Source organism: Vibrio aphrogenes (assembly GCF_002157735.2).
In the GTDB taxonomy this organism is placed as follows: Bacteria; Pseudomonadota; Gammaproteobacteria; order Enterobacterales; family Vibrionaceae; genus Vibrio; species Vibrio aphrogenes.
On the sequence record NZ_AP018690.1, the window covers coordinates 248,555 to 274,818 of the forward strand.

Below are 26,264 nucleotides of genomic sequence, written 5' to 3' on the forward strand. Positions count from 1 at the left end.
GTTCAACTCAGTAAAGTGATATTATTCGTTTATTTTATGGTCATATATTACGATGAGTAGTATATGACTTTTTTTTTTGAGATCTTCATCAAGAGAAATATTTATGAATACTAGGCAACATCGAATTCGCGCTGCTGGGATCATCATACAAAATGATGCCTTACTCTTATTGAGGGTTAAAGATGGTAGTGGTGAATATTGGATACCACCGGGTGGTGGTTTGGATGCATGTGATGCGCATACTAAAGATTGTGTGGTAAGAGAATGTTATGAAGAGGCTGGAATACAGGCACAAGTAGGGGAATTACTGTGTGTTCGTGAATTTTTAGAAACCACGGTGAATCGTTATCATGCAGAATTCTTTTACCATATTCCTCACTTTACGGGTCAGCCGCATCTCAATAATCTGCAAGGGTTAAATGATGAGGATTTTATTCAATCTGTTGAATGGGTAAAAATCGATATTGTGGTAATTAATGATTTATAGGTATGGTAAAGATGAAAGCGTCAAGTAAACGTGAAGAAATCAAATTAATGGTGAAAATAGTAGGAAGCGTATGAAAGTTTTGATTGTTGACGACACTCATAGCGTGGTGGAAACCATCATGGATTATTTGGAATTAGAAGGTATTACGGCTGATTGTGCTTACCATGGCGAAAGCGCCTTACAACTGATCCAACAAAATCATTATGATGTGATTGTCATGGATATCATGATGCCCAAGTTGGATGGTATCAGCGCTGTCAAACAATTACGTGATGACTTTTTTTGCAATACGCCAATTTTATTTTTGACCGCCAAAGATACTTTAGCTGATAAAATTGAGGCTTTTCAGGCTGGAGGGGATGACTTTTTAAATAAACCTTTTGCGATGGAAGAATTATGCTTACGTTTGCAGGCATTACATCGTCGCGGCCCTCGTTTGGATGTTGGGCAATTAAGTTTTGCTGATTTGTCGATGAATTTACAAACCAATGAAGTCTTACGTTCAGGTCAACGGATTAAGCTCAGTAAAATTCAACGAACCATCTTTAAATTGTTATTAAAAAATGCGCCGGCGGTAGTTTCAAAAGAGGCCGTGATTTCTGAGGTGTGGGGAGAGGATTCACCGTCTTCTGATTCCTTACGTAGCCATATTTATGGTCTGAGAACTGCATTAGATAAGGGTTTTGATAGCAGTCGATTAGAAACCTTACATGGACAAGGGTATCGTTTAAAACATGACTAAGGCTCCCAGTTTTGCCAGAAAAATCCGCATGAATTTTTTGGTTCTCACCAGCTTAATGTTTCTCTTATTTTGGGGCTTAATTTATTTTGCTCAAGATAGGTTAGAAGTGATCAGTTTGGAGCATCGCTTAACGACGGAGACAAAAGAATACGTCAAAAACTATAAGCGTTATGGATTTCGCGCAGATAAACCGGACCCACAAGAACTTGATACCTATTGGTCAAAAGAAGAATTGCCTCAATGGTTGCAAACCTATCAGCAAGCGGGCTTTTTTGAAGAGCAACTCGGCCAAGAAGATAAGCACTTTTTAGTCACTAAACACCCTTCAGGCCAAGGTTGGTTATACGTTGTTTATCAAGACGATGCCGATGATTATTTAGATGAATACGAAGATAGATTGCATCTGATTACTTTTTTAGTAGGCGCGATTTTTCTGATCGCTGTGATTGGTTATGGTATGTATTTTGTTCGTTTGATCTCCCGACCTTTAATTGAGATTGAACATAAAATTGATGCTATGGCTCCCAATAAGCCTGCGTTTACGGTGGATACTGAGTATAAAGAAACGCAAAGTATTGAACACACGTTATTGAATAACAAAGCACAAATTGCCGCTTATTTTCAACGTGAACAAGAATTTAGTCGCTTTGCCTCTCATGAATTAAGAACGCCGATTATGGTGATTAAAGGCTCAACGGAGTTATTAAAAAAAGTACCTAATATGCCGGGGATTGCGAGTAAAGCAGTGACTCGAATCGATGAAGCAGGGCATCAAATGCAGATATTAACCGAAGCCTTTTTATTATTAGGTAAAGAAGAGATTGAGCCACACCACTTTTCCAATGAGCCATTGTCGAGTCATATTCATCAAGCGTTAGAAACAATGGTGCAGTATTTTGCGAAACAGAATATTTCTTATCAATTACAAGAGCGAGAAGCGGGTTGCGTGGAAGCGCCTTCCAGCTTTGTGGATATTGTGATGGTAAATTTAATTAAAAATGCGTTTAGTTACAGTATCGGTGATATTCAGGTGGAATTAGATAGGCAAACTTTAACGGTCATGAATCACCACCAAGGTAATGATTTGCATAATTCAGGTTATGGTTGTGGTCTTGCCATTATTGAACGGATTTGCAGCCGCATGGCGTGGCAATTTGAGACTCATAATGACGGGCAGAGTTTTGTCGCCAAAGTGGTGTTTGAGGGGCAGCCATCTCACGTTGTGCATTAAAAGGTGCTGCAACATAAACGCTAAGACGCGGTAAAAGGAATTTATTTTTCACATTTTCTTCACATCATCAAGGGTAAGTTGGCTTTATGTTGCATATAGTTAATGACACTAATAGCTACTAAAACTAATAGTCACTGAAACCAACAGCTAATGACACTAAATAACCTCAACAGTAGATAATTAGAAGTCACTCAATACAGCACTTTGGGCGTCTAACTTCGTTAAAATCAACACAATAGCCCAGCTATTGACTGATGATTTTGCCTTGTTATCCATCCCAAATTTCAGCATTGAGAGAAAGTAATCACCCCAATGGACCTGATGGATATTTTTATCAATTATATATTAGCGGGTTAGGGTTTTTATTATGACGCTCTTATCCACAGTTGAGGTCAAATAAAATAAAGGTGACCCCATGAAAAAAACATTCACAATAATTTCGCTTACTGCTGTATTTTCAATGTCAGCAATGGCTGCGCCACAAGTTGTTTCTCCAACCGTACCAGCAACGAAAGCATCTCACACGCAAGGTGGTTTTGAAGGACCACAACAAGGTGTGACAATATTGACTTCGGTAGCAGAAGCCCAAAATGCCAATGATGATGACAAAGTGGTGTTAACCGGACAGATTAAAAGTTCACTAGGGCATGAAGATTATGTCTTTGCTGATAAGAGCGGTGAAATTACCGTTGAGATTGATGATGATATTTGGCAGGGCCGTACGATCACAACAGAGCATACAGTGGTGTTACATGGTGAAGTGGATAAAGATTGGAATGATCTCACCATTGATGTCGATCGTTTAGAGGTTCAATAACGTAATAAAAAATAAGCCTGCATGAGAGCATTGCAGGCTTATATCTATCACACTAATAAGATGGTCAAATAACGAGGACGATTGCGTTTATTTATCCTCTTATTATTTCTCGCGGCTTCTTCAGCGATTTAGAAGACTAAATGCGCCACACCGACAATCACGGGCAGGGTGACTAAAGTTCGTAAAATAAAGATCACAAATAATTCAATGATACTGACAGGGATCTTACTGCCAAGTAATAGAGCACCGACTTCAGACATATAAATTAGCTGAGTGACCGACATGGCAGCAATCACAAATCGAGTCATATCGCTGTCGATAGGCGCCGCCAAAATAGCAGGGATAAACATATCAGCAAAGCCCACCACAATGGTCTGTGACGCCGCGACCGCCTCTGGCAAGCCTAATAATTTGAGATAAGGAATGAAAGGCTGACCAAGGATCTCAAATAATGAGCTGTGCTCGGCAATCATTAATGCGCCCGTTCCCAGAGCCATGACTACTGGCAAGACACCAAAAACCATATCAATCGCATTTTTAATTCCCTCAACAAGCACTTTATTGAGCGAGCCAACATGATGAGCTTTGGTTAACGCTAAGTGCATTCCCCAAGTAAAGTTGGTGTAACCTTGCGGCAGGTCATCGGCCTTTCTATCGGGTTTTGAGCCATCAATAAAGACATCTTTTTTCCAACGTAGTGGTGGAATGCGCGGCAAAATAACAGCGGCCACCAAACCGGCGAGACACACAGCGCCATAAAATGGAATGAATAAATGTTCAAGGTTAACTTGGGCGATCACAACCAAGCTAAAGGTAATCGATACGGCAGAAAAAGTGGTGCCGACAATCGCGGCTTCACGTTGGGTATAAAACTTGTCTTCGTATTGTTTGCTCGTCAGTAAAATCCCCACCGAGCCATCACCGAGCCAAGAGGTCATACAGTCAATCGCTGAGCGGCCCGGTAAGTTAAAAATTGGGCGCATCACTTTACTTAATAACGTGCCAAATAATTCTAATAATCCAAAGTCCAACAATAAAGGTAGGAGGATTCCCGCAAAGATAAAAACACAAAACAATGTAGGTAATAAGCCGCTGAGAACCATACCGCCAGTGTTATCTTCCCATATCATCGCGGGGCCAACTTGGTAATAAGCCATGACAGCCGCAACCCCGCCAAATAGGCGAACGATAAGCCAAACCGGGGTGGGGGATAATAAAGCATGCAGGAAGGTATTGTGACGAATGAAGTTAGGTTTTACGACTTGATAGAGAGTGGTAATGACCGCCATAAAAGCGATAACCAAGGTAATGATATCCACAATATTAGCATTGAGCGTGGATTGTAATGCTTTCGCTAAGATGGCCACCGGAATGGTGTATGAGCCTTGATAACTCAAAGGTGCCATGAATAAAAACAAACCAATGAAAGAGGGGATAATAAAAGTAAGGTAAGTTTTTAGCGGGTAATGCGTTTTGTCTATTTGATGATTATCCGATGATTGTGGTGTGTTTTTCATTATGCTCTCAAATAACAATGCTTAAAAATGTGCGTAATCCTTCGCATAACTATTCACTATCAATCCCTGATTTATTCAAAGCGGGCAAGAATACCGATTTTTATATCAAAGTGAAATAGTAAAAAGGCAATTTATTGTCGAACAGCACAGAATCATTGAATTAAAAAGAGATTATCCTTGATTTTTATCGATAGCCGAGTGAGGTAAGTCATTCATTCTACACCTAATTAAAACTGAAATGTGATAAAAATCACGATAATAGTTGCGCTTTTGAATAAAGTGGTCAGAATACTCGCTCAATCAAGATTATTAATATCACTTCCAGCGAAACCTCCTGAAAGCCGAGTACCCCTCATAATACGATATTGATATTCATGTCCCTAAGCCCTTGGGCTTTTCTATTTTATCGAGATCAATATCTATGAGTTTTTCCTCTTTAGGACTATCTACCCCTTTACTTAAAGCGGTGGAAGAACAAGGCTATACCACACCATCTCCCATTCAAGCCAAAGCAATTCCTGCGGTGATTGAAGGGCAAGATGTTATGGCGGCAGCACAAACAGGTACAGGTAAGACGGCGGGTTTTACCTTGCCTATTCTGGAGTGTTTGTTGTCAGGTGAGCGTGTCAAACCTAATCAAGTTCGTGCTTTAATTTTAACGCCAACCCGAGAATTAGCGGCTCAAGTGCAAAAAAATGTTGAGCAATACAGCCAATACACGCGTTTAAAATCGAATGTGGTCTTTGGTGGGGTGAAAATTAATCCACAAATGATGAAACTCCGTCAAGGCACCGACATTCTTGTGGCTACGCCGGGTCGTTTATTGGATTTGTATAATCAAAATGCAGTGCGTTTTTCACAACTAGAAGTGTTGGTGTTAGATGAAGCTGACCGCATGTTGGATATGGGATTCATCCGCGATATTCGTAAGATCCTAGCGTTTTTACCAGCCAAAAGGCAGAACCTACTTTTCTCTGCCACGTTCTCGGATGAGATTCGCGCTTTGGCAAAAGGTTTAGTGAATAATCCTGTTGAAATTTCGGTGAATCCTGCGAACCAAACGGCCACGACTGTCGAACAATGTATCTATCCTGCGGATCAGCGTAAGAAAGCGCCAATGCTACTAAAATTAATTCAAGACAATGATTGGCAGCAAGTATTGGTCTTTAGTAAAACCAAGCATGGGGCCAACCGTTTAAGTCGTTTCTTAGATGAAAAGGGCATTACGTCAGCCGCTATTCACGGTAATAAAAGCCAAGGTGCACGGACGAAAGCATTAGAAAACTTTAAAACCGGTGAAGTTCGCGTGTTAGTTGCCACGGATATTGCAGCTCGCGGCATCGATATTGCACAATTGCCTCAAGTGGTGAACTTTGACTTACCACATGTCTCTGAAGATTATGTTCACCGTATTGGTCGTACTGGCCGTGCTGGGGCGGCGGGTAAAGCGATTTCACTGGTTTGCGTCGATGAAGCGCATGATTTATTTTCGATTGAACGCTTAATCAAACAAGTGTTACCTCGTATGGAATTGGATGGTTTTCCAGTCGTTAATACCTTACCTGAATCAAAGTTAGACACTCGACCAATTAAGCCGAAGAAACCTAAAAAGCCAAAGAAAACGTTTCAACGCAATGATGGGCAACGTAATGATGGGCAACGTTCTAACGAGAATGCACGTGGTCATCAACCAGCAAGTAATCGTCGTCGCACTGGGGCGCCGAAACCCGCAGCAGCGTCACGAGAGGGCGGCCAGCAAGAAGCGACAAAAGCTAGCCCAACAAGTGGACGCAAGCCTCATTCTGCGCAACGCAACTCAAAAAATAATGGCCGTAACTTTACCTCCCAATCGGTGAAGTAAAATATAGGACCCATTGTGTGAGAGATCGCTTACAGAGTTTGTAAGTGATGACGTTTTTAGTATCAATAAATTAGAATTAAATAAAAATAACCTACTGTTAAATATGGCTTTTTTGTTATGTTTACGGTGGGTTTTTGTTTTTGTGATGCATTTTTCATTTTGAGTGCTTGATGAATTTCAGTAAAAGCGTAATCTTTACCTTGTCAACAGGGATGCGACAAAGGATTTAAGCAAAACCATGATGGTTTTATTCAGGATGAAGTGTGGTGGTTAGGATAATCATCAGCAGGAAGCACAGGACAATAACGGATTAAACTAAGTGGCAGGATGCGGCTTAAAAAGGATGTGATGGACCCCTCTAGATTGAGGAAGGAACACCGCTCAAGGAACAAGTGATGAGCGCTAATCAGGAAGATTGGCTTGCATGGACGGCTTTGGACACCGCTCGGATGGCGATGTAGGGAATGGCTTAGGATAAGTACTATCAAGGATTCGATGCATGGAGCAACGAATAGTAGCCGGATTGCTGCGAGTAAGACTATAACCCCGATACGAAAGTGTCGGGGTTTTTCTTTTTTAGCTGCCCCTGTTCTAGCGTGTACAATCTGAGCGATGCGGGGTCATCATGGCAAAATTCCCCATCGAGATAAAATTAGTGTAAGATGCCGCCTCAGCTCACCTTAGTGATGCAACTGAATGAAAAGGTTAATGACATGCAACAAAGCGATTTTGAAACACTGGTAAAAACTCTTTGCACTTTGGACTCTGTTCCTACCGCATTAAAATTTTTGCAAATGAACAGCGATAGCAACGTAGCAGAGGCGGCTAAATCGCTATCTGGTCAATTTGCGATTGCTGAAGTAGAAGGCCAAAACCGAATTTATCACGTGAGTACTCAGCTAGACGATAATGGTGTTGAGCAAGAGTTTGTTGAACATATCATGAATGAAGGCGATGATATTATTCGTTTCGTGGCCTGGTTCTTCGATATTATGTTCGATGTTAAAAACAAAGAAACCTACACCGCGGCTGGCAAAACCTATACGCAACCAAAGCGCAGCTAGTCTTTCAAATTGATAGTTGATTAGTCGAATAGAAAGCGAATTAGTTGCAGAGAAAGCTAATTAGTAGAATAGAAAGTTAATCACTTTAATTATTAAGCCAACAGTATTGATGTTGGCTTTTTTATTTTGTGCGTATTTTGTTTTTGGACCTAAGTGAGCGTGATGTCATCAGGCTTAGTTTGGAGGACCTATACAATCATGCTGAATTTTCTAGTAAAAAAAGTGCAATGTTCGGTCTGTTTTTCGATACATTAGAGTGCAACCTCAGTAAAGTCTCTACAGCTAAGGTGAAAGTAGGTTGAAATAACAAGACAAAATGGATTTTATACCAACCACTTACTTATCAGCGAAAGTGGCAAACGAAAACCCTAATGCCGTTATCAAGCCTGTTAACCCGTAAGAATGAACAGAGAATAAGTGCGGTTGGTATTATTTACTTCAAGGAGCAAGGATGTTCGTTAGAGAAGCAGAATTTCAAGACTATTCCCAAATCGCCCAAATTCATGCCAAAAGTTGGCAGCAAGTGTATCAAGGGTTATTAGCCCCCGATTATTTAGAGCATCGAGTCGCGGATGAACATTTAGCGATGTGGCAAACGCGGTTAACGCACCCTGCGCTAAATCAGGGGGTGTTAGTGTTAGAAGATGACGGCCAGTTATGTGGCTTCGTGTGCCTATATGGGAATCACAGCTTTGAACAAGGCACCATGATAGATAACTTGCACGTAGTAGCAGGGAAGCGCGGTAAAGGCTATGGTAAAGCGCTATTAGCCTCCGCAGCACAATGGGCAACCACGCATTTCTCAGAGATGGGGATGTATCTTGAGGTATTACAAGGGAATGATAAGGCGAAAGCTTTTTACCTCACCTTAAATCCTCATAATCAAGAAGACTTTATTTGGGATGCTCCGTGTGGAACGCCAGTACCGTGTCATCGCTATGCTTGGCAAACCCCTCAGCAATTACTTGATGCTACGCAATGATCAGACTTTTCGCCTAATCTACGTCCCTTAATTATCCAAGCCCCCTAATCAATGACGGTGATTAGGGGCGTTTTATTGCCTGGCGAGGGGCCTGAAGAGAGTGTTTGCTTAAAGCATCGCTTCATGAAATAGTACTTTCTAAAAAGCCCATTTATTGAGAATACCGCTTCGGCAAAATAGTCTCATGCAATGAGGTAACTTTAATGAATCTTTCGTTTTTGTTGCGTCAAAACATACTGACAGATGTGTTCGGCTAACAGATGAGAGGCCAGATTTCTTTCGATAATTGCCTTTGGAATTTGGCCGGTTTTTACGATACTGAGCCATTCTTGGATCATGTTATCAAAACCTTTAGTAGCAAGCATTGGCATCCAGTCTTTAGTGGCTAGGCGGTGCGCACTGTCATTCTTCCAATGGATTCCTTGCATAAAATTTTGAAATTCATACGATTGGTTCTCAAAGCTTGCGGTGACTCGCTCTTGAGTTTGACCAAACACCCGGTTCATTGACGCATTTAATAAGCTGCCTTGTTGTTGCCATTGGATATTGATACTGGCTAATTGTTGATTGCTATCCCATTGTGGGATGATTTGCATTTCATCAATGTTGGATTTGGCAAAAATATTCACGCTATCTAAAGGGTGAATAAAGTCATCAAAAATAAAAGTGCGTACATCACCAGGTTGATTAAACCGATTTTTGTCCCAGCGCAAAGACAATAAAGGTTGCTGTGGCATACCTGACTGAACACCAATCAAATGTTGATTAAACAAAGGAATATGGCGGCGATTAAAGCCAATGTACAGAGGCGTACCGTTACGCTCGGCCAATTCGTACAAGAGCTCACAATCCGCACCATTATTAACTAAGGGTTTATCAACAAAAGTCGCAATGCGGTGGGATAAGAAAAAGTGGGCGATTTCTTTATGACTGCTGGTGGCGCTATGGATCATGACCGCATCCACATCGGCGTGAATGAGTTGTCGATAATCAGTGTAGGTTTCTCGGACATGATATTGTTGCGCGAGTCTTTGCAAGCAATCTGATTGTCGAGTGCAGAAAACCCATTCGACCCCTTCAATTTGAGTAATAAACGGTAAATACGCTTTTTGAGCAATATCACCAAGTCCAATGAGAGCTATTTTCATACCAATCCTGTTAATCTGCTGCGCAGTGTGTGCGTGTGCCAAATAGGCTTAACCTATCATACGGGGATATTTTTAATTTTGTTGATCTTTCCTTAAGTTTTTATGAGTAAAATAGTGGGGGAAATCAATAAAAACAGTTAAAACAATAAGGTTGAATATGACGTTGACAGTGTGGTTGTCATTATTAGTGATTTGTTTACTTGGCGCTATGTCTCCGGGGCCAAGCTTGGCAATGGTTGCCAAACATAGCCTTGCTGGGGGGCGAAAAAATGGATTAGCCACCGCATGGGCGCATGCCTTAGGTATTGGTTTGTATGCGTTATTTACCATTTTAGGTTTAGCGATTTTATTACATCAATTTCCGCTGGTGTTTAAAATTATCACTTATGCGGGAGCCGCTTACCTTGCTTGGTTAGGAGTTAATGCCATTCAATCAAAAGGTGGCATCGCGGAGCGTTTAGCTAAAGGACAAACTTGTTCGGTGGCACAATCTGCCAAAGAAGGCTTTTTGATTTCGATCTTGAGCCCCAAAATTGCGATCTTTTTTACGGCTTTATTCAGTCAATTTGTTGCCGTTAGTGCAGAAACCAGTAGCAAAGCTATTATTGTTATGACGCCTTTTCTGGTCGACGGTTTATGGTACACCTTGATCACTTTCATGCTGTCGAGTCAATTATTACTGGCCACTTTACGCAACCAAGCTCATTGGATTGATCGACTCTCTGGAGTGGTGTTAATTGCATTGGCGATTCGCGTGGTTTGGACATTGTAATGGGTTAATTATGAAAGGAAGCAATAATGAAAGGAAACAATAATGACCTCACTCAAAGAGCGTTTGATCCGACTAAATTTTAACTGGGAAGATGCCAGCCAAGTCATTATTGGGGCATTTACCTTGGCGGTGCCGATTTCATTTTCTGAAGAAGCTTGGGATCTCAGCAAAACATTACCATTAGAAAATGTTGTGATGTTATTTGTGATTTCCATCATTTTCCTAGGCTTTTTTGCTTATCAAAGTGTGTTTCAAAGTGATGTAAAACGGCGTGTTTTGGCCTTTGTGCTCCGAATCATTATTGCCTATTTATTAACGCTGTTTGTGGTGGCATTAGTGCTCTTCACTTTGGATAAATTTCCGTTAGAAAGTGAACCATTATTAGCCTTTAAGCGCCTAATTTTGATTGCTATGCCGGCCTCAATGGGAGCGATTGTGGTGGATAGTTTTGATAAAGAATAGGGTACTTTGGTAGCGTTTTGTAAAGTTTGTAAAGAAACTTGTGAAAGTAAATCGGTTTATTACTATAAAAAACCGTTACATGGAATTTAACGTCTGAGGAATAAAGAGATGAACAAACTTTTATACCCCATTTTGTCTTTTGCCTTATTATCCGCGACAGCGAATGCGGCCGATACTTTCACCCTTAAACTTGTTGATCAATTAGATGAGCCTGAATCTTATTGCCTAGATGTGACTGGTTGGGGCGATCATTTAAAAATCGACGATCCATTACAAGTACACACGTGTAAAGCGAAATCCCCTGATCAGATTTTTGAGGTAGCAGGTAATGCACTTAAAATGCCGGAATATAACCGTTGCTTGACGGCGACTGCTTCCGGTGACAGTGCCTTAGCGGGCAGTGCGCTTATTTTACGTGAATGTGATGGCAGTAAAGTACAACATTTTACACTTCACTCATCTGGAAAAATCATGATGGATGACTCCTCTCTTTGCGTGGCATCGGGAAAGGAAAGCCAAGAAGCTTCTGGTCCAAGTCATTTATGGCGAGTGGCGAGTTTACAATCTTGCGATAGTTATGACCAAAAACTGATGACTTGGAAAGCGGAATAGCCCACAAGTGACCGCTTATTACCGAATACCTCAATGATTAGTATAAATCTGTGAGAGAACCTGAGAATGAGCGGCCTAATAATGGCCGCTCATTTGCTAGAGAGGTTATTTTTTCTTTAGTTCATTTCTCACGATTTCCGCTCCTGCCGACAAAGCTTGCAGCTTAGCGCGAGCCACGTCACGAGAAAGTGGGGCCATGCCGCAGTTGGTGCATGGATAGAGCTTATCAGCATCGACATAGTTAAGCGCTTTACGCAGGGTTTGGGCGACCGCTTCTGGTGTTTCTACGGCGTTGGTTGCTACATCAATTGCACCGACCATGACTTTTTTGCCGCGAACTAGCTCTAATAATTCCATCGGGACATGCGAGTTATGGCATTCAAGAGAAATAATATCGATATTCGAGCGTTGAAGTTTAGGGAAAACCTCCTCATATTGACGCCATTCATTACCTAAAGTTTTTTTCCAATCGGTGTTCGCTTTGATTCCGTATCCGTAACAGATATGGACGGCGGTTTCGCATTCTACACCTTCAATCGCACGCTCAAGGGCTTCGATTCCCCAATCATTCACCTCGTCAAAGAAAACGTTAAAAGCAGGCTCATCAAATTGAATAATATCCACACCGGCAGCGGCGAGCTCTTTGGCTTCTTCATTTAAGATTTTAGCAAACTCAAACGCCAATTCTTTACGAGATTGATAATGCGCATCGTACAGGGTGTCGACCATGGTCATAGGCCCAGGTAACGCCCATTTTATCGGTTTGTCGGTTTGTGAGCGTAGAAACTTGGCATCGTCCACAAACACGGCTTTTTGGCGTGAAACCGGGCCAATGACACTCGGCACACTGGCTTCGTAGCGATCGCGGATCTTTACGGTTTGTCGATTTTCAAAATCCACACCATTTAAATGTTCAATAAAGGTGGTGACAAAGTGCTGACGAGTTTGCTCACCATCGCTGACGATATCGGTCCCTGCCAATAATTGTTCTTGTAGTGCGATACGCAGTGCATCACGTTTGCCGTCGCTAAGCTCTTGTGCTTCTAATTTCCAAGGTGACCAGAGCACCTCTGGTTGAGCTAACCAAGTCGGTTTCGGAAGACTACCGGCAGTCGAAGTGGGGAATAATTTTGTCATAATATAGGCCGCTGTGTTTGTTTAGTTTGAGTTTGTTTAGTTAAGGGTTAAGCGTATTGCACCAACCATTTTTCAAGTAAGGATTGATAAGGCTTGATGAAGACTTCTTCAGCAAATTTACCTTGTTCAATTGCCAATCTTGAGCGCTCTTCACGGTCATACACAATATCAGTGACTGAATGATCCTGACTTTGCAAATTGGCTTGGTAGCACTCATCGGCGACCGTATTTGCAAAGTAAATTTCAGGGCGGTAGATCTTTTGGAAAGTTTCCATGGTGCTGATGGTACTGATCAACTCCAAGTTGCTGTAATCATTCAATAGATCACCAAAGAAGAAAAAGGCGAAAGGAGCGACGCTGTTTTTGGGCATAAAATAACGAACTTGCAAGCCCATTTTTTGGAAGTATTGCTCGGTTAATGACGATTCGTTTGGCTGGTATTCAAAGCCAAGGATCGGGTGTTGGTTGTGAGTTCGGTGATACACCTTGCTGTCTGATACGCTCAAACAAATCACGGGCGGTTTGGCAAAGTTTTGCTTATAAGTATCTGAACTGACAAAAGCTTTAAATAAATTGCCATGTAATACGCCAAAATCATCTGGCACCGAAAATCGCTCTTGGCCATGGTTATGATCTAATAATCGCACACTAAAATCATAATCACGTACATAAGAAGAAAAGTTGTTGCCAACAATGCCTTCAATACGCTGCTGGCTTTGGTTATCCAGGATGTAGGTTTTGAGCACTTCAATCGACGGAATCGCTTCGTTGTCTAGTTGAATATCTGCTGAGATAATTTCCAATTCGACTGAATAACGCTCACCTGTTGGGTTATCCCAACACGCTAGCTCATTGAAACGCTGGTTAATCATATTGAGCGCATTGCGTAAATTTTGTTGACGGTATTCTCCACGCGCTAAGTTAGCAAAGTTAGTGGTGATACGGGTGTTTTCCGCTGGACGATAATGCTCATCAAGGCGAGTGGTTTTTATGGTAAAAGTTAAAGGTTGAGTCATGGGTATGATTCCTATCGGCTTGAGATAAACATCCCTTGTTAAATCCATGATCAATTTATAACTCGTGATTAACATGATTGATATTGGTATTCGTTAATGTGCATTATGAAAATTATTCATGATGCGGATGGCTGAATTGTTGAGGTCAAATGGGAATAAGTAAATAAGCAAATAAGCAAATAAGTAGGAATAAGCAGACAAGAGGGAATTAAGCAGATAAGAGGAGTAATAACGGGGACATTTTTTTGATTTGAAAGATACCTATGAAATAAAAAGCCAGTAGCAATGCAGTGACCCCCAATCATTGGATACCTATTATTGGGGGCTTTTTAATATGAGGCTTTTTAATATTAGTTAAGTGAGCGATTCCATTAGGTTAATAATATCACGCTAATAACATCACCCCAGATTGCGCCGGTAAAGTTAAGGTTTGGCGTAACAGGTCATCGCCTCCTAACCAGACATTAAATTGCTTGGAACTGAATGCACCATGAGGAAGTTCAATATGTTGATCGTGCGAGCCTTTATTAATGGCAACAATGCCGATTGGGTTTTCTTCATTGCCTCGCAATACCACTAACAGGTCATCGCTCGCTTGTAAAATATGAACAGGCTGTCCATGTACACGTTTGTGAAATTGGATCATCTTAACCAAACTGTTGTCATGCCAGCTTTGTTCCCAACGTGGGTAGCCGAGTGCATCAAGATCGTTACTGGTATTTTGATCGGTGTAGATAAGCGGAGCGCCATCACAACAACCTAATAGATAACAGTAAAGCAACTGTTCTTGTTGAGGAGACAACATTTGATTACGGAACACATCGTTGTTGGGAATATCATGAGTGACCGCAAAGGTGATCGCTCGGTTAGCCTCTAAACATTGCCCTTGCGCTTCAAGGTCTTGCAAGTTGCTCATGCTGCTATTGTATTTAAAAACCTTGAGCAGTTGATGAAACAGGGGAAAGTCATAAGCATCAAAGCCGGTATTTTGAATAAAGGGTTTTAAAAAGATCTCGTATTCCATTTTCCCTTCGCCACCATCGGTGATGATTTCACCAAAGACCTTGACGTTTTGGCACAATTCATCTGTCCAAACTTTGGCGATATGTTGTGGAGAAAGATGTTTGGCAGCATCAATTCGAAATCCATTTACCCCCAGTTGTTTCAGTGCTTGAATATAAGCTTGTTGCTGAGCAATAACATGCTCGGTTGGCGCAAGAGTGGGTAAACCTGGGTCGGTGTCACTGCCGCTTAAACGCCCTTTTTGTACCTCATCGGCATTTAGCCAGTCAGTGATAGGGAAGGCGGGCTCAAAATCGTGTTCGGTAAATAAAGGTTGTGATAAATCACCAAACAGCTTTAATGCGTTGAAATGCTCAGCTTGAGCTTGATATTGCGCTAAGGTCCGCGCATTTGGGTAAGTGAGATCATCGCGTTCATGCGATTCATTAGCCATGTGATTGAACACCACATCGACATACAACCGAATACCTTGAGCGGCTAACGCCTGTTGCATGTTAATAAAATCTTGCGTATTACCCAATGGATTGTTGATCACTCGGTAATCTTGAGGTTGATAGCGATTCCACCACTCACAATGATTGGGGGATGTCATAGCAGGAGAAACCAATACGGAATCATAGCCTAGTTGAGCAATACGCTCGGCTTCACTGGCCACTTTTTGATAGGACCAATCAAAGGCATGTAAAATCACATCGGCAGAAGATGCTGCTGTTTGAGCAGTAACAGATTGATTTGTGAATACAGACATAATGCCTCTTTATAAATAATAAGAATTATTGAAACGCACAACGCCAGCAACATTGGCCGGCGTTGTGTTTTAGCTTAAACCTTTAGGCTTACCACCATGCTTCTGCTTGAATACCAACAGAGACTTCATCAGATTGGTCACTGCCGAAGCGGTTATCATCTTCAAAGTCATTCACATAAGAAGCGTAGACGCGGATTTCAGGACGAGCCCAGAAGCCAGAGCCAGCAGACCATGCTTGAGCAACGGTAAATTTAGCTCCTGCTTGGTCGATACCTGAATTATCCTCGGTGTAATAACCCCCTTCTAATTCTGTTTTCATGGTTTCTGACCAGTTGTAGACAGGGCGAATCACTAGGTTAGCAAAAGTGTGATCGTCGCGGTTATCTTCAAAAGAGCTTTGTGCGTACATTACTTGGTGACCAAAGTCCCAGTTTTCACTTAAATCGACCACACCAAAGTTAATCACGCGGAAACCAGTATCGCCATCAGAGATAGCAGGCACCCAGCTACCTGAACCTAGACCCGCCATGGCAGTCGCGGCACCTTCTGTACCAAATTGGAAAACCGTCTTGTTAAAGCCGCCAAAGAAGTTACCTTGAGTTAATACCGCGGTTGCCATCACACTGTCTTTGGTATCTAAATTATGGGCTTCTTGCTCATCAGACTCATTGACCATGTAGTAGTTCAAACCAAGCTCTAAAGATGCATCATTCCATAAACTTAATCCGGCATAACGTAAATCAAAGTTATTGACGTTAATATTGGGGTTGCTGGCATTGATGTCTGCGCCTAACGAATCATCACGCATGAAGGCAAACGATAATTTACCAGGACCAACGGTGACATTTTCAATACCGCCACCTGCACCACCTGAGGTATTCCAGTAATAGAAGTCGGTGATGTGGATGTCCTGACGTTGGTAGTAGCGTTTACCCGCCCAAAGTGTGGCTTCTTTATCGAAATCGAATAAACCTTTTGCTTGTACGTTAAATTGAGCCAACGTAATGTCATTACCATTATCATCATCTCGTACCGATTCCCAACCGTTGGAACCATCGGAGCCATAAGCTACCATCGAGCTGATCAGGAACTCTGCGCTGTCACCGGCTTTAATAGGCGTCGTATCCAGTTGAATCTCACCGTAAACATCGTTTTCGTTACCTAAGCGACCAACTTTGTTTTTTTCATAAGATTCGTTGGCACCACCATGAGCACTAACACCAGTTCCTGCGCGCATATAACCATGGAAATCAACACCAGCAGCCATTGCACTAGAAGCGAGTAAAGCAGAGGACACAGCAGCAGCCGTTAAACAGACCTTGAGGTTTTTCATGTTATTAATCCTTTATATTGTTTCATCTTGTTCACCGGTCGTTTGATTAACCAAGTGAAGCGATTGGATCTCTGAATGTGTGGCGGCTTTTAGTGAGCTTTTATTTGAATCATTCAGCGATGAAGCAATTTTGCGAGAAGTAAGGCAAAGTCACATCCTCCCGATATAAGGGAGTAGGGGGAGTAGAAATAAAGGATGAGTGCGATGATCACGGTTGGTGGCAGGATTTTTAAAACCGAATGTGATCTTGAACCATTGGTGATGGGATTAAGCCTAAAAATTGAGAATTAACGCACAATTAAGCTGAATGTGTGACCGGGCTGGCATTTTAATCTTATGGGTTAAAATGCCAGATGCTGTCGCTGAAAATATTGGGGTGAATATCGTGGTGAGACTAAAAAGTCAGTGCGTTTGGCGTCGAGTTACTAATTGGCGTCGAGTCACTAAGTAAATACCAGAACAAACGAAGACGAGAGCAATGAGATTTTTCCACTCCAGAATATTTTCATTTAAGAATAGGGCAGACAATAAGCTACCGAAGATTGGGATCAAAAAGTTAAAGATAGTGATCATGCCAACAGGGTTATATTTTAAAAGAATACTCCAAAGCGCAAAGGCGGCGGAAGACAGTAGCGCCAAATAGATCAGTAATAGCACGCTAGATAAATCGAATTCACCGCTGTGACCGCCAGACAAATAACCAATCACCAATAATGCTGCGCCACCGATAGCAAGTTGCCACGCGGTCATGAGCATCGCATCCATTCTTTGAGATAGACGCTTACCGTAAATAGACGCAGAAGCGAGGAAGAAGGCTGCTAATACAATCGAGCCTTCACCAGCAAGCGTAAACTGAAAATCTAATAATGAATGATTAAAATTGACGAGGAACACTCCTGTAAAGCCAATGGTACAGCCGAGGAATTTACGGTGTGTGAGCCGATCATTTTGATAGATAAAATGCGCAAGTAAAACGCTAAAAAAAGTGCCGGTTGCGTTGAGAATCGACGCTTTCACACCAGTGGTATACGCTAGCCCAATATAAAAGAAGATATATTGCACCGTGGTTTGAGATAGCCCGAGCACGGTTAATTGAGCTAAGGTGGTGCGAGTAAAAGCAATGGATGGTTTTTTTAACAAACGTGCCAGAGCCAATAAGATAAGTCCTGCCAATAAAAAGCGCTGACCAGCAAACACCATTTGAGAGGCAATATCATGTTGCTCGATATGCAATAGAGCATAACCCGTCTTGATCGCCGGGTAGGCACTGCCCCATAAAAAGGTGCACAAAATGGCTAGCGAAAAAACAACGGGTAAGCGGGTAAAATACGGTTCAGAGGAGGAGGGCATGGAAACCTTATTCATTAGAGCCTTCAGAGCGTTAGAAAGAGTGGCCTAATATAACAAATTTTTTAGCCAAGTGAGCAAGTTAACGTTCGCGGTGCACCATTATTTGGGGGGGCGTGTAGAGCCAATAAATGGTAAATAACCCCAACTTACGAAAAAGATAAAGAAAAACCGATATACCTATCCGCAATTGGGGTCAATTTAGGTTTTCATAGTTATGCCGAGGCAAAATGTGGCCATAATGAAAACGGTTGTTTTTCGAATTGCATATTGCCTTGCTCATCTTGCCAAATATTTAACCAAGCATCCCAGTTCTTTCTGTCCACTTCGGGGTAATCTAAGCGATAGTGACTGCAACGGCTTTCTTTTCTCATGAGTGACGCTTTTAACTTCATTTCAGCAGTGATGATCATATTTTCTGTTTCATGAGCAATCCGCAGTTTATGTAAATCTTCAGCCATTAACATCGGGGCATGATGATCTCGTAATTCTTCAATGTACGCTAACGCAGCTTGCAACATACGTTCTTTCTTAATATACAAGACAAAGTTAGGGATCATGATGCCTTGTAATACTTGTGTTACCCAAGCTGGACTATACCCTCGCTCACGAGCAAGTGGAGCTAAGATGTATTGCTCATTGGATTGTTGATTTTCAGCGCTGATCGGTAAATTTGATAATTGTCGGCTTTGTATTGCCGCCGCTTCACCCGCAATCGCCCCTTGTACTGCTGAGCCAGCTAAGGACGAGCCAATTTGTGTATAAATACCACCTACCATGTGAGAGCCTAATGCATCGCCTGCGGCGTATAAACCAGGGATGGTGCTTAATCCGGTTTCGTCGATAGGCACTAGCCCTTCAGATTTATGAATCGCCATACCCGCACTTGAGCCGCCAACTTGTTCTCCTCCCATGCCAGGAGGACCTTGATGTTGATCTTTTTGGAATAAACCACGCAAACCACTATTTTCGGGTTGCGGTGGTGGTCCGCCTGCCCGTTTGAATTGCTCTGGAATGAATGGGCCGCCGGTAAGATCGGGGTTATCACCCGCGCCGGGAGGGGCCATTTTAACCGGACCACCTAGGCGATAGGCTTGATAGTTAAGATCCATACCTAAATCGTGACGGACTTCAACACCAGTAACGCTGGGCTTTTCTTCAACTTGCCCATGCCAGTTATCATAGCTCGACCCTGAGTTTTTTGCTGAGCCAGGGTGACCGTCATTCCATTCTTTACCGGTGATTTTTGCACCAATTTTATACGCCATAATGCTGCCATCATGCGTTAAATCACAAACCGGAAAGCCATTTGGTTTAAAACCACCTGAGCCAGTACAAAGCACGACAGTTTTGGCATGAAAGTGAATGATTTTAGGCTCATCTAAACTAAACCCTGATGCACCAACCACACGGCCATCTTGTTTGACTAATTGCGTGATCATAATGCGTTCATGCAAGGGAATTTGCCGCTCGTTAATCGGACGCATGAAAGATTCGTTATATAGTGGAGAGTCAAAAAATCCCCACGATTTGAGTTCATTGACTCGGTCTTGTGAATGTTCAGCCAGTTGACGAGTAAATACCGGATTATTGGTGTTTAAAGAGGACTCTGCGACTTGGTTGAGAAAATCATCTATCGTCATTTTGCTGGTTTTAGGGTTATAGCTAAAAATACCTTTTGCAAATGGAGTCAAGCCAGAGCTGCCTAAGCGACCTTTTGATACCATGGTCACACTGGCACCGGCATCATGAGCTTTTACGGCGGCAAATAACCCTGCCATGCCGCCGCCAATCACAAGTACATCCGTGGTTTGGTTTTCAGTAGTAAAACGGCTGGTTTCCAAGGTTCGATGATTGACCTCGGGTGGCTGACCAAAAAAGTGCGATCCAAGTGCATAGGCTCCTAACGCCGCCCCCATGACACCACCAGTTATCCCCATGAATTGACGACGTGAAACACCGAGTTTATCTTGATTTTTATCGCTCATGTTACCTCCACGAAACCATAACAGGGATACTTTTTTCCGGGGTGATGGTGATGGCCCCAACTGGACAATAAAGACGACATAAATGGCAAATTTGGCAATCTTCTGGGTAAGCGATCACCGCTTTTTGTGTTTTTTTATCTAGCTTAATCACATCGGTAGGGCAGCTTTTAATGCAAGATTCACAACCAATGCAACCAGAAATTTGATGAATAGGCATGCTTGCCTCCTCAATATTTAATCAATGACAATTAGAATGACAGTTGCTCAAAATGAATATGATTTTTGGCAATGTTTAATTGCAGAAGATCTTCTAAAACACAATCAATCATGCCTTGGGGGCCACATAAATAAATGCCCCAATCTTTATTGTTAATGCCGAGATCTTCTTGGAATAGCGTTTGATGGATAAGTGCTTGGCTAATCACGCCTTGATGAACGTTTTCATCAGGTACGTGCTCATTACACACTAAGATTTGTTTAAAGTTAGGCATAGTGGCTTCTAATTGTTTAATTTCATTTTGCATGCTGATCTGGTTAAACCGAGTATTGCCATAAATTAAGCGAATTGGGCGCGGATCTTGGTTAGCGGCTAGTTGTCTTAAAAGGCTGAGCATGGGGCCGATACCTGCGCCACCTGCAATCAAGGTAATCGCTTTTTGTGTGTGAGTTTGACGCAGGTTCATTTGACCAAAAGGGCCATCGACATAAACAGTTTGTCCGACAGAAAGCGTATCAAGTTGTTGGGTGTAATCTCCTAGCTCGCGAATAATAAAGCTGAGATTAGGAAGCTCATTAACACTCGATGCGATTGAAAATGGATGATAATCAAGGTGATAGGCCGATGGGTGGGTGTTTATCCACACAAATTGGCCCGCTTCAAAATGAAAGTCAGTGTTGTTTTTGGGTGTAATGGTTAATTGCCAATCGGTAGTGCTGACTTTTTTAAGCGCGGTGACTTCAAAAGGAGATTGACTTAATTTAGCCGGTTTAATGGCGTAGTTATAAATAGTGCCGGAAATAGACAAGGCACATAGCACCCAAAAGGCGGTATTAAAGGCTTGTTGTAATTGACCGTGACTGCCCACGGAAGTGATATGAATCGTGGCTAAAATGGTGATCACAATAAAGCCTAAGCTGTGAAAAAAGCGCCAAATTTCATAACGCATAGCAAGTTTATTTTTTAATGCTGAAAAGATTACCCAGACAGCTAATAATACCCAAGCAATCAAGCCGGTTAATAATTCAGGCGCGGTGATTGTGGTGCGAAGCGCTAACCAGCCATCGGACGGGGATAATAATAATTTTGGCGCCATAATTAAAAATGGATGTAAAAAGAAAATCCCACCAATCCAATAGCCCACCGTTTTATGCTTCGCCACACTCCAATCTATTTGGTTAAAAAGCGGCAAATGTTTAAGGCGTCCAACTAATGGAAACTGTAAATAAAATGCCGTGATACTAATGAGATTAAGCAGAATAATGGCTTGCACATACAGCCCTTTGTTATCCATTGGAGAAACCCACGAAACCGCATACAGCGTAATTAACAAAAGACTATAGCTTAGGCTCAATTTAACCTTTTTATTATGGAGAAATTCTCTTAGATAAGAGCTTGTGCTTTCCGAATTTGGAATATTTTGAGAAGATGCGTTCATGTTTTAATGCCTATGAAAATCAATAACTCTAATTTAAAAAAGCATCATGGCGTCAATATGGAGGAAATATGGATTTTTAGCTTTCATCTCTCCATTTTTCCTGCAAACTCATCGTCTAATATGTCACGGTTAATGCTTCGCCTATTGCTTTCTTTTTGGAAAGTAACCCATTGAAATATAATCTATTGAGAAAAAACCTTGTGAGACGGACTATTATGAGACGAACTATTTTTACTAAGCTCTTTGTGTCTTTATTTAGCCTCAGCATCCTATTAATTGTCGGGATGTCATTATTGGTGAACTACAGTTTTAAAACCGGCTTTCAATCTTATTTGAATAACATTGAGCAAGGAAAAGTGGTGGTATTGGGGGAAAAGCTGCAACCTTATTACAGTGACAAGTTCGGTTGGGATGAACTTAAACAGCATCCCAGAATTTGGGGAGATATGTTTCGTTCAATTGGTGAATTTGCTTTACCTCCGCTAGAAAGAGGCGCGCCGAATCAAAAGCAAGAAGAGGATTTATTAACGCCATTGAGTCATCGAGTTGCCTTGGTGGATAATCATGGTTCGTTAGTGTTTGGCCCTCGGTTGCAGGGGCAGCAAGAGAATGTACAATTTACCCGTCTACCTTTGATGAAAAATGGTAAGAGTATTGGTTGGCTGGAAATAGAACAAAAAAATAGTCTCAGTGGCCCGTTAGTAGAAAGCTTTTATCAACAACAGCAAAAAAATCTCTATTGGATAGTGTCTGTCGCAGGCTTGTTCTCTTTATTCGTGACAGCGCTGTTAGTCCGCTATTTTTTACGCCCACTCAAGCAGCTCCATCGAGGGGCACAATCGTTATCGGCAGGGCGCTATGATGAGAAAATCATACTCGGTGGTCAAGATGAATTCACTGAGCTGGGCAATGCCTTTAATTCTTTAGCGCTAAGTTTAAAAGAGCAGAAAAAAACCAGAGAACAATGGATTACCGATATATCCCATGAGCTTCGTACCCCCATTGCAGTGCTGCGAAGTGAAATTGAAGCAATACAAGATGGGATCCGTCAACCGGAAGCGAAATACATTGACTCTATGCATCATCAAGTCTTGCGCTTAGCTAAACTGGTGGATGATTTGTATCTTCTTTCTCGTTCTGATTCTGGTATTTTAGAAGTGGTGACGAAAAACTTAAATTTGATCGCTACCATAGACCAAGTAATTGATAACTTTGCCTATCGAATGGAAGAGCAGGGGCTATCACTGAAAAAATATTATGATCCAAGTGCTGAAGTCATGTTGCTTGGCGATACTCAGACCTTGCAGCAATTGATGGTGAATTTGTTGGAAAACAGTTTACGTTATACCCATAGCCCAGGGAAAGTTGCGGTCTCCATCACTGAGTCATCCGAGCATGTGGCACTAGTGGTTGAAGATAGCGCACCGTCAGTGGATACTGAACAATTACCTCGCTTATTTGATCGTTTATATCGAGTGGATCAATCGCGTAGTCGTGAGTTAGGTGGCTCTGGGCTTGGGTTATCGATTTGCCAAAATATTGTGGAGCGACATCAAGGTAAGATAAGGGCCTATCAATCTGATTTAGGTGGAATCGCCATTGAAGTCTTGCTCAATAAACAGAATAACCATTAAAGGAAACACCATGCCCTCTAATCAAGCGACGATTTTGATTGTAGAAGATGAACCTACGCTGGCTCAAATCCTAGCTGAATATTTGCAGCAATCGAGCTTTCAGACTCATATTATTGCCGATGGCGCTCACGTTATTGATTGGGTTAAACAGCATTCTCCTAATTTAATCGTATTGGATCTGATGTTACCTAATCGAGATGGGCTCGATATTTATCGTGAGCTGAGAACATTTTCCAATGTCCCTGTCATGATGGCGACCGCAAAAGTTGATGAAATTGATCGCCTTCTCGGGCTGGAACTTGGTGCCGATGATTACATTTGCAAGCCTTACAGTGCCAGAGAAGTTGTGGCGAGAGTTAAAAATGTATTAAGGCGAACCACCGCCGCTCATGAAGACGCTTCCGCTCAGGTGGTTTTAGAGATCAATGAAGAAACGATGACCGCTCATTATCATCAACAGCCTTTAACTCTGACCCCAGCCGAATTTAAATTATTATCTTTACTTTTTGCTCGTCAAGGAAGGGTATTTAATCGTGAGCAATTGATGGATCATATTTATCCTGATAATCGTATTGTTATCGATAGAACCATTGATAGTCATATCAAAAACCTAAGGAAAAAACTGCAAGCGATTGATTCAGAATCAGATTGCATCAAGTCAATTTACGGGGTGGGCTACAAACTCGAACTCTAACATCACCATAAGAGTGAACGTAGAGGCGTTATATTCATAATTTATCCATATTCTCCTCACTTTTTCTTTTGATAATGATTCCCGTTCCAAAGGCGATTGGAACAGAAACTTTTTGAATTTAGCATTTCAATTCCCCTGATCATTTTGAAAGAGAATGGATAATGAAAAAATATATAATTACGTTGTCAGCTTTATTGTTTTCTGCTTATAGCTTTTCTGCACTGGCAGATAACGATCGACCACAGCGACCACCAAGTTTTGAACAGATGGATACCAATGGTGACGGTGAATTAAGCAAAGACGAAGTAAAAGGCCCGCTATTAGACGATTTTGATCAATTTGATAAAGACGGTAGCGGCACGTTAACAGAAGACGAACTGCCTGAACCACCTCAAGGTCGTCAATAAACTTAGCACGATGATAACTAGAAAATTCGATAGCTAGAAAAAGCAGCGCTCAATAGGATGTTTGGCGCTGTTTTTGCGTTTGGGCAATAAAAATACTTTGTAGGATCAAAAAAGCCTCAAGCTGAAATAGGGTACTTGAGGCATAAACAGAGTGGATATCGGTACTAAGCTTGTACTCGTGTGACGGTTATACCCCTCTTTCCCTAAACAAACGTTGGCAGGCACGGCCATCGCTGTGGAATAAATGGCAACGATGAGCAGGAATGCCAATCTTAAATTTATCACCGGCTTCTACATCGAGCGTATCACTTTCACGATAAATGAAATCGGCATCAACATGATCAAGGTTTAAATAAACTTGAGTTTCGTTCCCCAGTTTTTCGACCACTTGTACCTTACCTTCAATAACGACATCACCCTCACCGCTTGGCAATAAGTGTTCTGGTCGGACACCGAGTGACATACGCGAGCCTTGTTCTACGGTTGAGCCATCAACTTGAATCCAAAAAGAGGCTTGGCTCGCCAGTTCGACTTTGACGCGTTCAGCTTCCACTTCTTTCACTTGTACGTTGATGAAGTTCATTTTAGGTGAACCGATAAAGCCAGCCACAAAACGGTTTTGTGGGTAATGATAAAGCTCCAAAGGTTTACCCACTTGAGAGACGCTACCACCATCTAAGACGACGATTTTATCGGCCATAGTCATGGCTTCCACCTGATCATGGGTTACGTAAATCATAGTGCAGCCTAGTTTTTTATGTAATTTGGCCAATTCAATACGCATTTGAACACGCAGTGCAGCGTCTAAGTTAGATAAGGGTTCATCTAATAAAAATACTTCGGGTTGTGCCACTAAGGTTCGACCTATGGCGACACGCTGGCGCTGACCGCCTGAAAGTGCTTTTGGCTTACGTTCTAGTAAATGACCAAGTTGTAGAATGTCAGCGGCTTGATCCACGCGAGATTTGATTTTGGCTTTATCTTCTTTCGCGAGTTTTAAGCCAAACGACATATTGTCGAATAAGTTGAGGTGCGGATAAAGCGCATACGATTGGAAGACCATGCCAACACCACGCTCTGAAGGCGGTACGTCATTCATTTTTTGTTCACCGATGAATAATTCACCGGAGGTAATATCTTCTAAGCCGGCAATGCAGCGCAATAAGGTAGATTTACCGCAACCAGAAGGCCCAACAAATACGACAAATTCACCATCATGAATGTCTAAATCGACATCTTTCGATATGAGGTTGTTTCCATACGCTTTACATACTTTTCGCAGAGTCACACTCGTCATCTGACTTTCCTTCTGATTATCTTTCTTATTCATTTTGATTTTGGATGATATAGGCAGTGAACTTATCATCTAAATTTTTTATATATCAATGTGTTATTTATATTACTGAAACTAACATAAATTGCGACTGTGGAAACTATCTTACCTAAAACACCGGCTTTTACCTCCTCCTAAGCAATGAATTTATTGGGGTATCAAGGGGGAGGAGTGCCTAGATCACACTTTTTTCTTTTTGGAGAAAACCCTGCTTTTTAACGGAGTATGATGTGCGCTTGTTCACATTTGATGAG

General features: G+C 41.9%; 23 protein-coding genes and 1 pseudogene. 13 read left to right on the plus strand and 11 right to left on the minus strand.

Features of this window, described 5'->3' with window-relative positions:
* Window positions 1–103: 103 nt before the first annotated feature.
* From VCA1004_RS12370 to VCA1004_RS12385, 4 genes and pseudogenes are all read left to right on the plus strand, one after another.
* A pseudogene (locus VCA1004_RS12370) lies at window positions 104–460 on the plus strand (NUDIX domain-containing protein); the annotation flags it as partial.
* A 97-nt stretch (window positions 461–557) separates the two neighbouring features.
* Window positions 558–1,229 carry a response regulator transcription factor gene (locus VCA1004_RS12375; RefSeq protein WP_086980758.1) on the plus strand — a complete coding sequence of 224 codons (672 nt, stop codon included), beginning with the start codon at window positions 558–560 and terminating at the stop codon, window positions 1,227–1,229.
* Window positions 1,222–2,460 carry a sensor histidine kinase gene (locus VCA1004_RS12380; protein ID WP_086980759.1) on the plus strand — a complete coding sequence of 413 codons (1,239 nt, stop codon included), beginning with the start codon at window positions 1,222–1,224 and terminating at the stop codon, window positions 2,458–2,460. The genes VCA1004_RS12375 and VCA1004_RS12380 overlap by 8 nt, the downstream gene beginning before the upstream one ends.
* A 415-nt stretch (window positions 2,461–2,875) precedes the next feature.
* Window positions 2,876–3,277, plus strand: coding sequence for a YgiW/YdeI family stress tolerance OB fold protein (locus VCA1004_RS12385; RefSeq protein ID WP_086980760.1), 402 nt, complete (start codon window positions 2,876–2,878; stop codon window positions 3,275–3,277).
* 128 nt (window positions 3,278–3,405) lie between these two features.
* Here VCA1004_RS12385 and VCA1004_RS12390 read toward each other — a convergent pair whose 3' ends face one another.
* Window positions 3,406–4,683 (minus strand): YjiH family protein, encoded by a 1,278-nt coding sequence (locus VCA1004_RS12390; protein ID WP_232012680.1) that lies wholly within the window; start codon window positions 4,681–4,683, stop codon window positions 3,406–3,408.
* 532 nt (window positions 4,684–5,215) lie between these two features.
* On the opposite strand from VCA1004_RS12390, the gene VCA1004_RS12395 reads away from it, so the two are divergent.
* The 3 genes from VCA1004_RS12395 (at window position 5,216) to VCA1004_RS12405 (ending at window position 8,701) form a co-directional block, all read left to right on the plus strand.
* Window positions 5,216–6,655: a DEAD/DEAH box helicase gene (locus VCA1004_RS12395; RefSeq protein ID WP_086980762.1), complete on the plus strand. Its 1,440-nt coding sequence runs from the start codon at window positions 5,216–5,218 to the stop codon at window positions 6,653–6,655.
* A 713-nt stretch (window positions 6,656–7,368) separates the two neighbouring features.
* Window positions 7,369–7,719 (plus strand): hypothetical protein, encoded by a 351-nt coding sequence (locus tag VCA1004_RS12400; protein WP_086981370.1) that lies wholly within the window; start codon window positions 7,369–7,371, stop codon window positions 7,717–7,719.
* Window positions 7,720–8,170: 451 nt separating this feature from the next.
* The gene (locus VCA1004_RS12405) at window positions 8,171–8,701 is read left to right on the plus strand and encodes a GNAT family N-acetyltransferase (protein ID WP_086980763.1); all 531 of its coding nucleotides are present in this window, start codon (window positions 8,171–8,173) and stop codon (window positions 8,699–8,701) included.
* A 200-nt stretch (window positions 8,702–8,901) separates the two neighbouring features.
* Here the strand turns inward: VCA1004_RS12405 and VCA1004_RS12410 are convergent, their stop codons facing one another.
* Window positions 8,902–9,849, minus strand: a complete 948-nt coding sequence (locus VCA1004_RS12410) for a Gfo/Idh/MocA family protein (protein ID WP_086980764.1) — start codon at window positions 9,847–9,849, stop codon at window positions 8,902–8,904.
* A 157-nt stretch (window positions 9,850–10,006) separates the two neighbouring features.
* Here VCA1004_RS12410 and VCA1004_RS12415 point away from each other — a divergent pair, with 157 nt between their 5' ends.
* From VCA1004_RS12415 to VCA1004_RS12425, 3 genes are all read left to right on the plus strand, one after another.
* Complete coding sequence (locus VCA1004_RS12415) at window positions 10,007–10,621, plus strand: LysE family translocator (protein WP_086980765.1); 615 nt, start codon at window positions 10,007–10,009, stop codon at window positions 10,619–10,621.
* A 66-nt stretch (window positions 10,622–10,687) separates the two neighbouring features.
* The gene (locus VCA1004_RS12420) at window positions 10,688–11,083 is read left to right on the plus strand and encodes a DUF2391 family protein (protein ID WP_086981371.1); all 396 of its coding nucleotides are present in this window, start codon (window positions 10,688–10,690) and stop codon (window positions 11,081–11,083) included.
* A gap of 108 nt (window positions 11,084–11,191) precedes the next feature.
* Window positions 11,192–11,695 (plus strand): RICIN domain-containing protein, encoded by a 504-nt coding sequence (locus tag VCA1004_RS12425; protein WP_086980766.1) that lies wholly within the window; start codon window positions 11,192–11,194, stop codon window positions 11,693–11,695.
* Between the two features lie 105 nt (window positions 11,696–11,800).
* On the opposite strand, the gene VCA1004_RS12430 is transcribed toward VCA1004_RS12425, so the two are convergent.
* The 8 genes from VCA1004_RS12430 to VCA1004_RS12465 form a co-directional block, all read right to left on the minus strand.
* Complete coding sequence (locus VCA1004_RS12430; protein WP_086980767.1) at window positions 11,801–12,832, minus strand: methionine synthase; 1,032 nt, start codon at window positions 12,830–12,832, stop codon at window positions 11,801–11,803.
* A gap of 47 nt (window positions 12,833–12,879) precedes the next feature.
* The gene (locus VCA1004_RS12435; protein WP_086980768.1) at window positions 12,880–13,848 is read right to left on the minus strand and encodes a DUF1852 domain-containing protein; all 969 of its coding nucleotides are present in this window, start codon (window positions 13,846–13,848) and stop codon (window positions 12,880–12,882) included.
* 385 nt (window positions 13,849–14,233) lie between these two features.
* A complete protein-coding gene (locus tag VCA1004_RS12440; protein WP_086980769.1) occupies window positions 14,234–15,619 on the minus strand; it encodes an alpha-amylase family glycosyl hydrolase in 1,386 nt (461 codons plus the stop codon).
* 88 nt (window positions 15,620–15,707) lie between these two features.
* Window positions 15,708–16,952 carry a maltoporin LamB gene (gene lamB / locus VCA1004_RS12445; protein ID WP_086980770.1) on the minus strand — a complete coding sequence of 415 codons (1,245 nt, stop codon included), beginning with the start codon at window positions 16,950–16,952 and terminating at the stop codon, window positions 15,708–15,710.
* A 402-nt stretch (window positions 16,953–17,354) separates the two neighbouring features.
* Window positions 17,355–18,317, minus strand: a complete 963-nt coding sequence (locus VCA1004_RS12450; RefSeq protein WP_197715843.1) for a DMT family transporter — start codon at window positions 18,315–18,317, stop codon at window positions 17,355–17,357.
* Window positions 18,318–18,514: 197 nt separating this feature from the next.
* The gene (locus VCA1004_RS12455; RefSeq protein WP_086980772.1) at window positions 18,515–20,287 is read right to left on the minus strand and encodes an FAD-dependent oxidoreductase; all 1,773 of its coding nucleotides are present in this window, start codon (window positions 20,285–20,287) and stop codon (window positions 18,515–18,517) included.
* 1 nt (window position 20,288) lies between these two features.
* Complete coding sequence (locus tag VCA1004_RS12460; protein ID WP_086980773.1) at window positions 20,289–20,504, minus strand: 4Fe-4S dicluster domain-containing protein; 216 nt, start codon at window positions 20,502–20,504, stop codon at window positions 20,289–20,291.
* A 31-nt stretch (window positions 20,505–20,535) separates the two neighbouring features.
* Window positions 20,536–21,798 (minus strand): ferredoxin reductase family protein, encoded by a 1,263-nt coding sequence (locus VCA1004_RS12465; protein WP_164520879.1) that lies wholly within the window; start codon window positions 21,796–21,798, stop codon window positions 20,536–20,538.
* Between the two features lie 359 nt (window positions 21,799–22,157).
* Between VCA1004_RS12465 and VCA1004_RS12470 the strand changes: the two genes are divergently transcribed.
* From VCA1004_RS12470 to VCA1004_RS12480, 3 genes are all read left to right on the plus strand, one after another.
* Complete coding sequence (locus VCA1004_RS12470) at window positions 22,158–23,576, plus strand: ATP-binding protein (protein WP_086980775.1); 1,419 nt, start codon at window positions 22,158–22,160, stop codon at window positions 23,574–23,576.
* A 10-nt stretch (window positions 23,577–23,586) separates the two neighbouring features.
* Entirely contained in the window at window positions 23,587–24,270 is a 684-nt protein-coding gene (locus VCA1004_RS12475; RefSeq protein WP_086980776.1) for a response regulator, read from the plus strand.
* A gap of 161 nt (window positions 24,271–24,431) precedes the next feature.
* Window positions 24,432–24,677 (plus strand): EF-hand domain-containing protein, encoded by a 246-nt coding sequence (locus VCA1004_RS12480; protein WP_086980777.1) that lies wholly within the window; start codon window positions 24,432–24,434, stop codon window positions 24,675–24,677.
* Between the two features lie 187 nt (window positions 24,678–24,864).
* Here VCA1004_RS12480 and malK read toward each other — a convergent pair whose 3' ends face one another.
* Window positions 24,865–25,974: a maltose/maltodextrin ABC transporter ATP-binding protein MalK gene (malK, locus tag VCA1004_RS12485; RefSeq protein ID WP_086980778.1), complete on the minus strand. Its 1,110-nt coding sequence runs from the start codon at window positions 25,972–25,974 to the stop codon at window positions 24,865–24,867.
* Window positions 25,975–26,264 lie beyond the last annotated feature (290 nt).

Bases quoted from the DNA above. Each gene is read 5' to 3' on its own strand.
- VCA1004_RS12375 (WP_086980758.1), top strand. From the start codon at position 558: ATGAAAGTTTTGATTGTTGACGACACTCATAGCGTGGTGGAAACCATC.
- VCA1004_RS12380 (WP_086980759.1), top strand. From the start codon at position 1,222: ATGACTAAGGCTCCCAGTTTTGCCAGAAAAATCCGCATGAATTTTTTG.
- VCA1004_RS12385 (WP_086980760.1), top strand. From the start codon at position 2,876: ATGAAAAAAACATTCACAATAATTTCGCTTACTGCTGTATTTTCAATG.
- VCA1004_RS12390 (WP_232012680.1), bottom strand. From the start codon at position 4,683: ATGGCACCTTTGAGTTATCAAGGCTCATACACCATTCCGGTGGCCATC.
- VCA1004_RS12395 (WP_086980762.1), top strand. From the start codon at position 5,216: ATGAGTTTTTCCTCTTTAGGACTATCTACCCCTTTACTTAAAGCGGTG.
- VCA1004_RS12400 (WP_086981370.1), top strand. From the start codon at position 7,369: ATGCAACAAAGCGATTTTGAAACACTGGTAAAAACTCTTTGCACTTTG.
- VCA1004_RS12405 (WP_086980763.1), top strand. From the start codon at position 8,171: ATGTTCGTTAGAGAAGCAGAATTTCAAGACTATTCCCAAATCGCCCAA.
- VCA1004_RS12410 (WP_086980764.1), bottom strand. From the start codon at position 9,849: ATGAAAATAGCTCTCATTGGACTTGGTGATATTGCTCAAAAAGCGTAT.
- VCA1004_RS12415 (WP_086980765.1), top strand. From the start codon at position 10,007: ATGACGTTGACAGTGTGGTTGTCATTATTAGTGATTTGTTTACTTGGC.
- VCA1004_RS12425 (WP_086980766.1), top strand. From the start codon at position 11,192: ATGAACAAACTTTTATACCCCATTTTGTCTTTTGCCTTATTATCCGCG.
- VCA1004_RS12430 (WP_086980767.1), bottom strand. From the start codon at position 12,832: ATGACAAAATTATTCCCCACTTCGACTGCCGGTAGTCTTCCGAAACCG.
- VCA1004_RS12435 (WP_086980768.1), bottom strand. From the start codon at position 13,848: ATGACTCAACCTTTAACTTTTACCATAAAAACCACTCGCCTTGATGAG.
- VCA1004_RS12440 (WP_086980769.1), bottom strand. From the start codon at position 15,619: ATGTCTGTATTCACAAATCAATCTGTTACTGCTCAAACAGCAGCATCT.
- lamB (WP_086980770.1), bottom strand. From the start codon at position 16,952: ATGAAAAACCTCAAGGTCTGTTTAACGGCTGCTGCTGTGTCCTCTGCT.
- VCA1004_RS12450 (WP_197715843.1), bottom strand. From the start codon at position 18,317: ATGAATAAGGTTTCCATGCCCTCCTCCTCTGAACCGTATTTTACCCGC.
- VCA1004_RS12455 (WP_086980772.1), bottom strand. From the start codon at position 20,287: ATGAGCGATAAAAATCAAGATAAACTCGGTGTTTCACGTCGTCAATTC.
- VCA1004_RS12460 (WP_086980773.1), bottom strand. From the start codon at position 20,504: ATGCCTATTCATCAAATTTCTGGTTGCATTGGTTGTGAATCTTGCATT.
- VCA1004_RS12465 (WP_164520879.1), bottom strand. From the start codon at position 21,798: ATGGATAACAAAGGGCTGTATGTGCAAGCCATTATTCTGCTTAATCTC.
- VCA1004_RS12470 (WP_086980775.1), top strand. From the start codon at position 22,158: ATGAGACGAACTATTTTTACTAAGCTCTTTGTGTCTTTATTTAGCCTC.
- VCA1004_RS12475 (WP_086980776.1), top strand. From the start codon at position 23,587: ATGCCCTCTAATCAAGCGACGATTTTGATTGTAGAAGATGAACCTACG.
- VCA1004_RS12480 (WP_086980777.1), top strand. From the start codon at position 24,432: ATGAAAAAATATATAATTACGTTGTCAGCTTTATTGTTTTCTGCTTAT.
- malK (WP_086980778.1), bottom strand. From the start codon at position 25,974: ATGACGAGTGTGACTCTGCGAAAAGTATGTAAAGCGTATGGAAACAAC.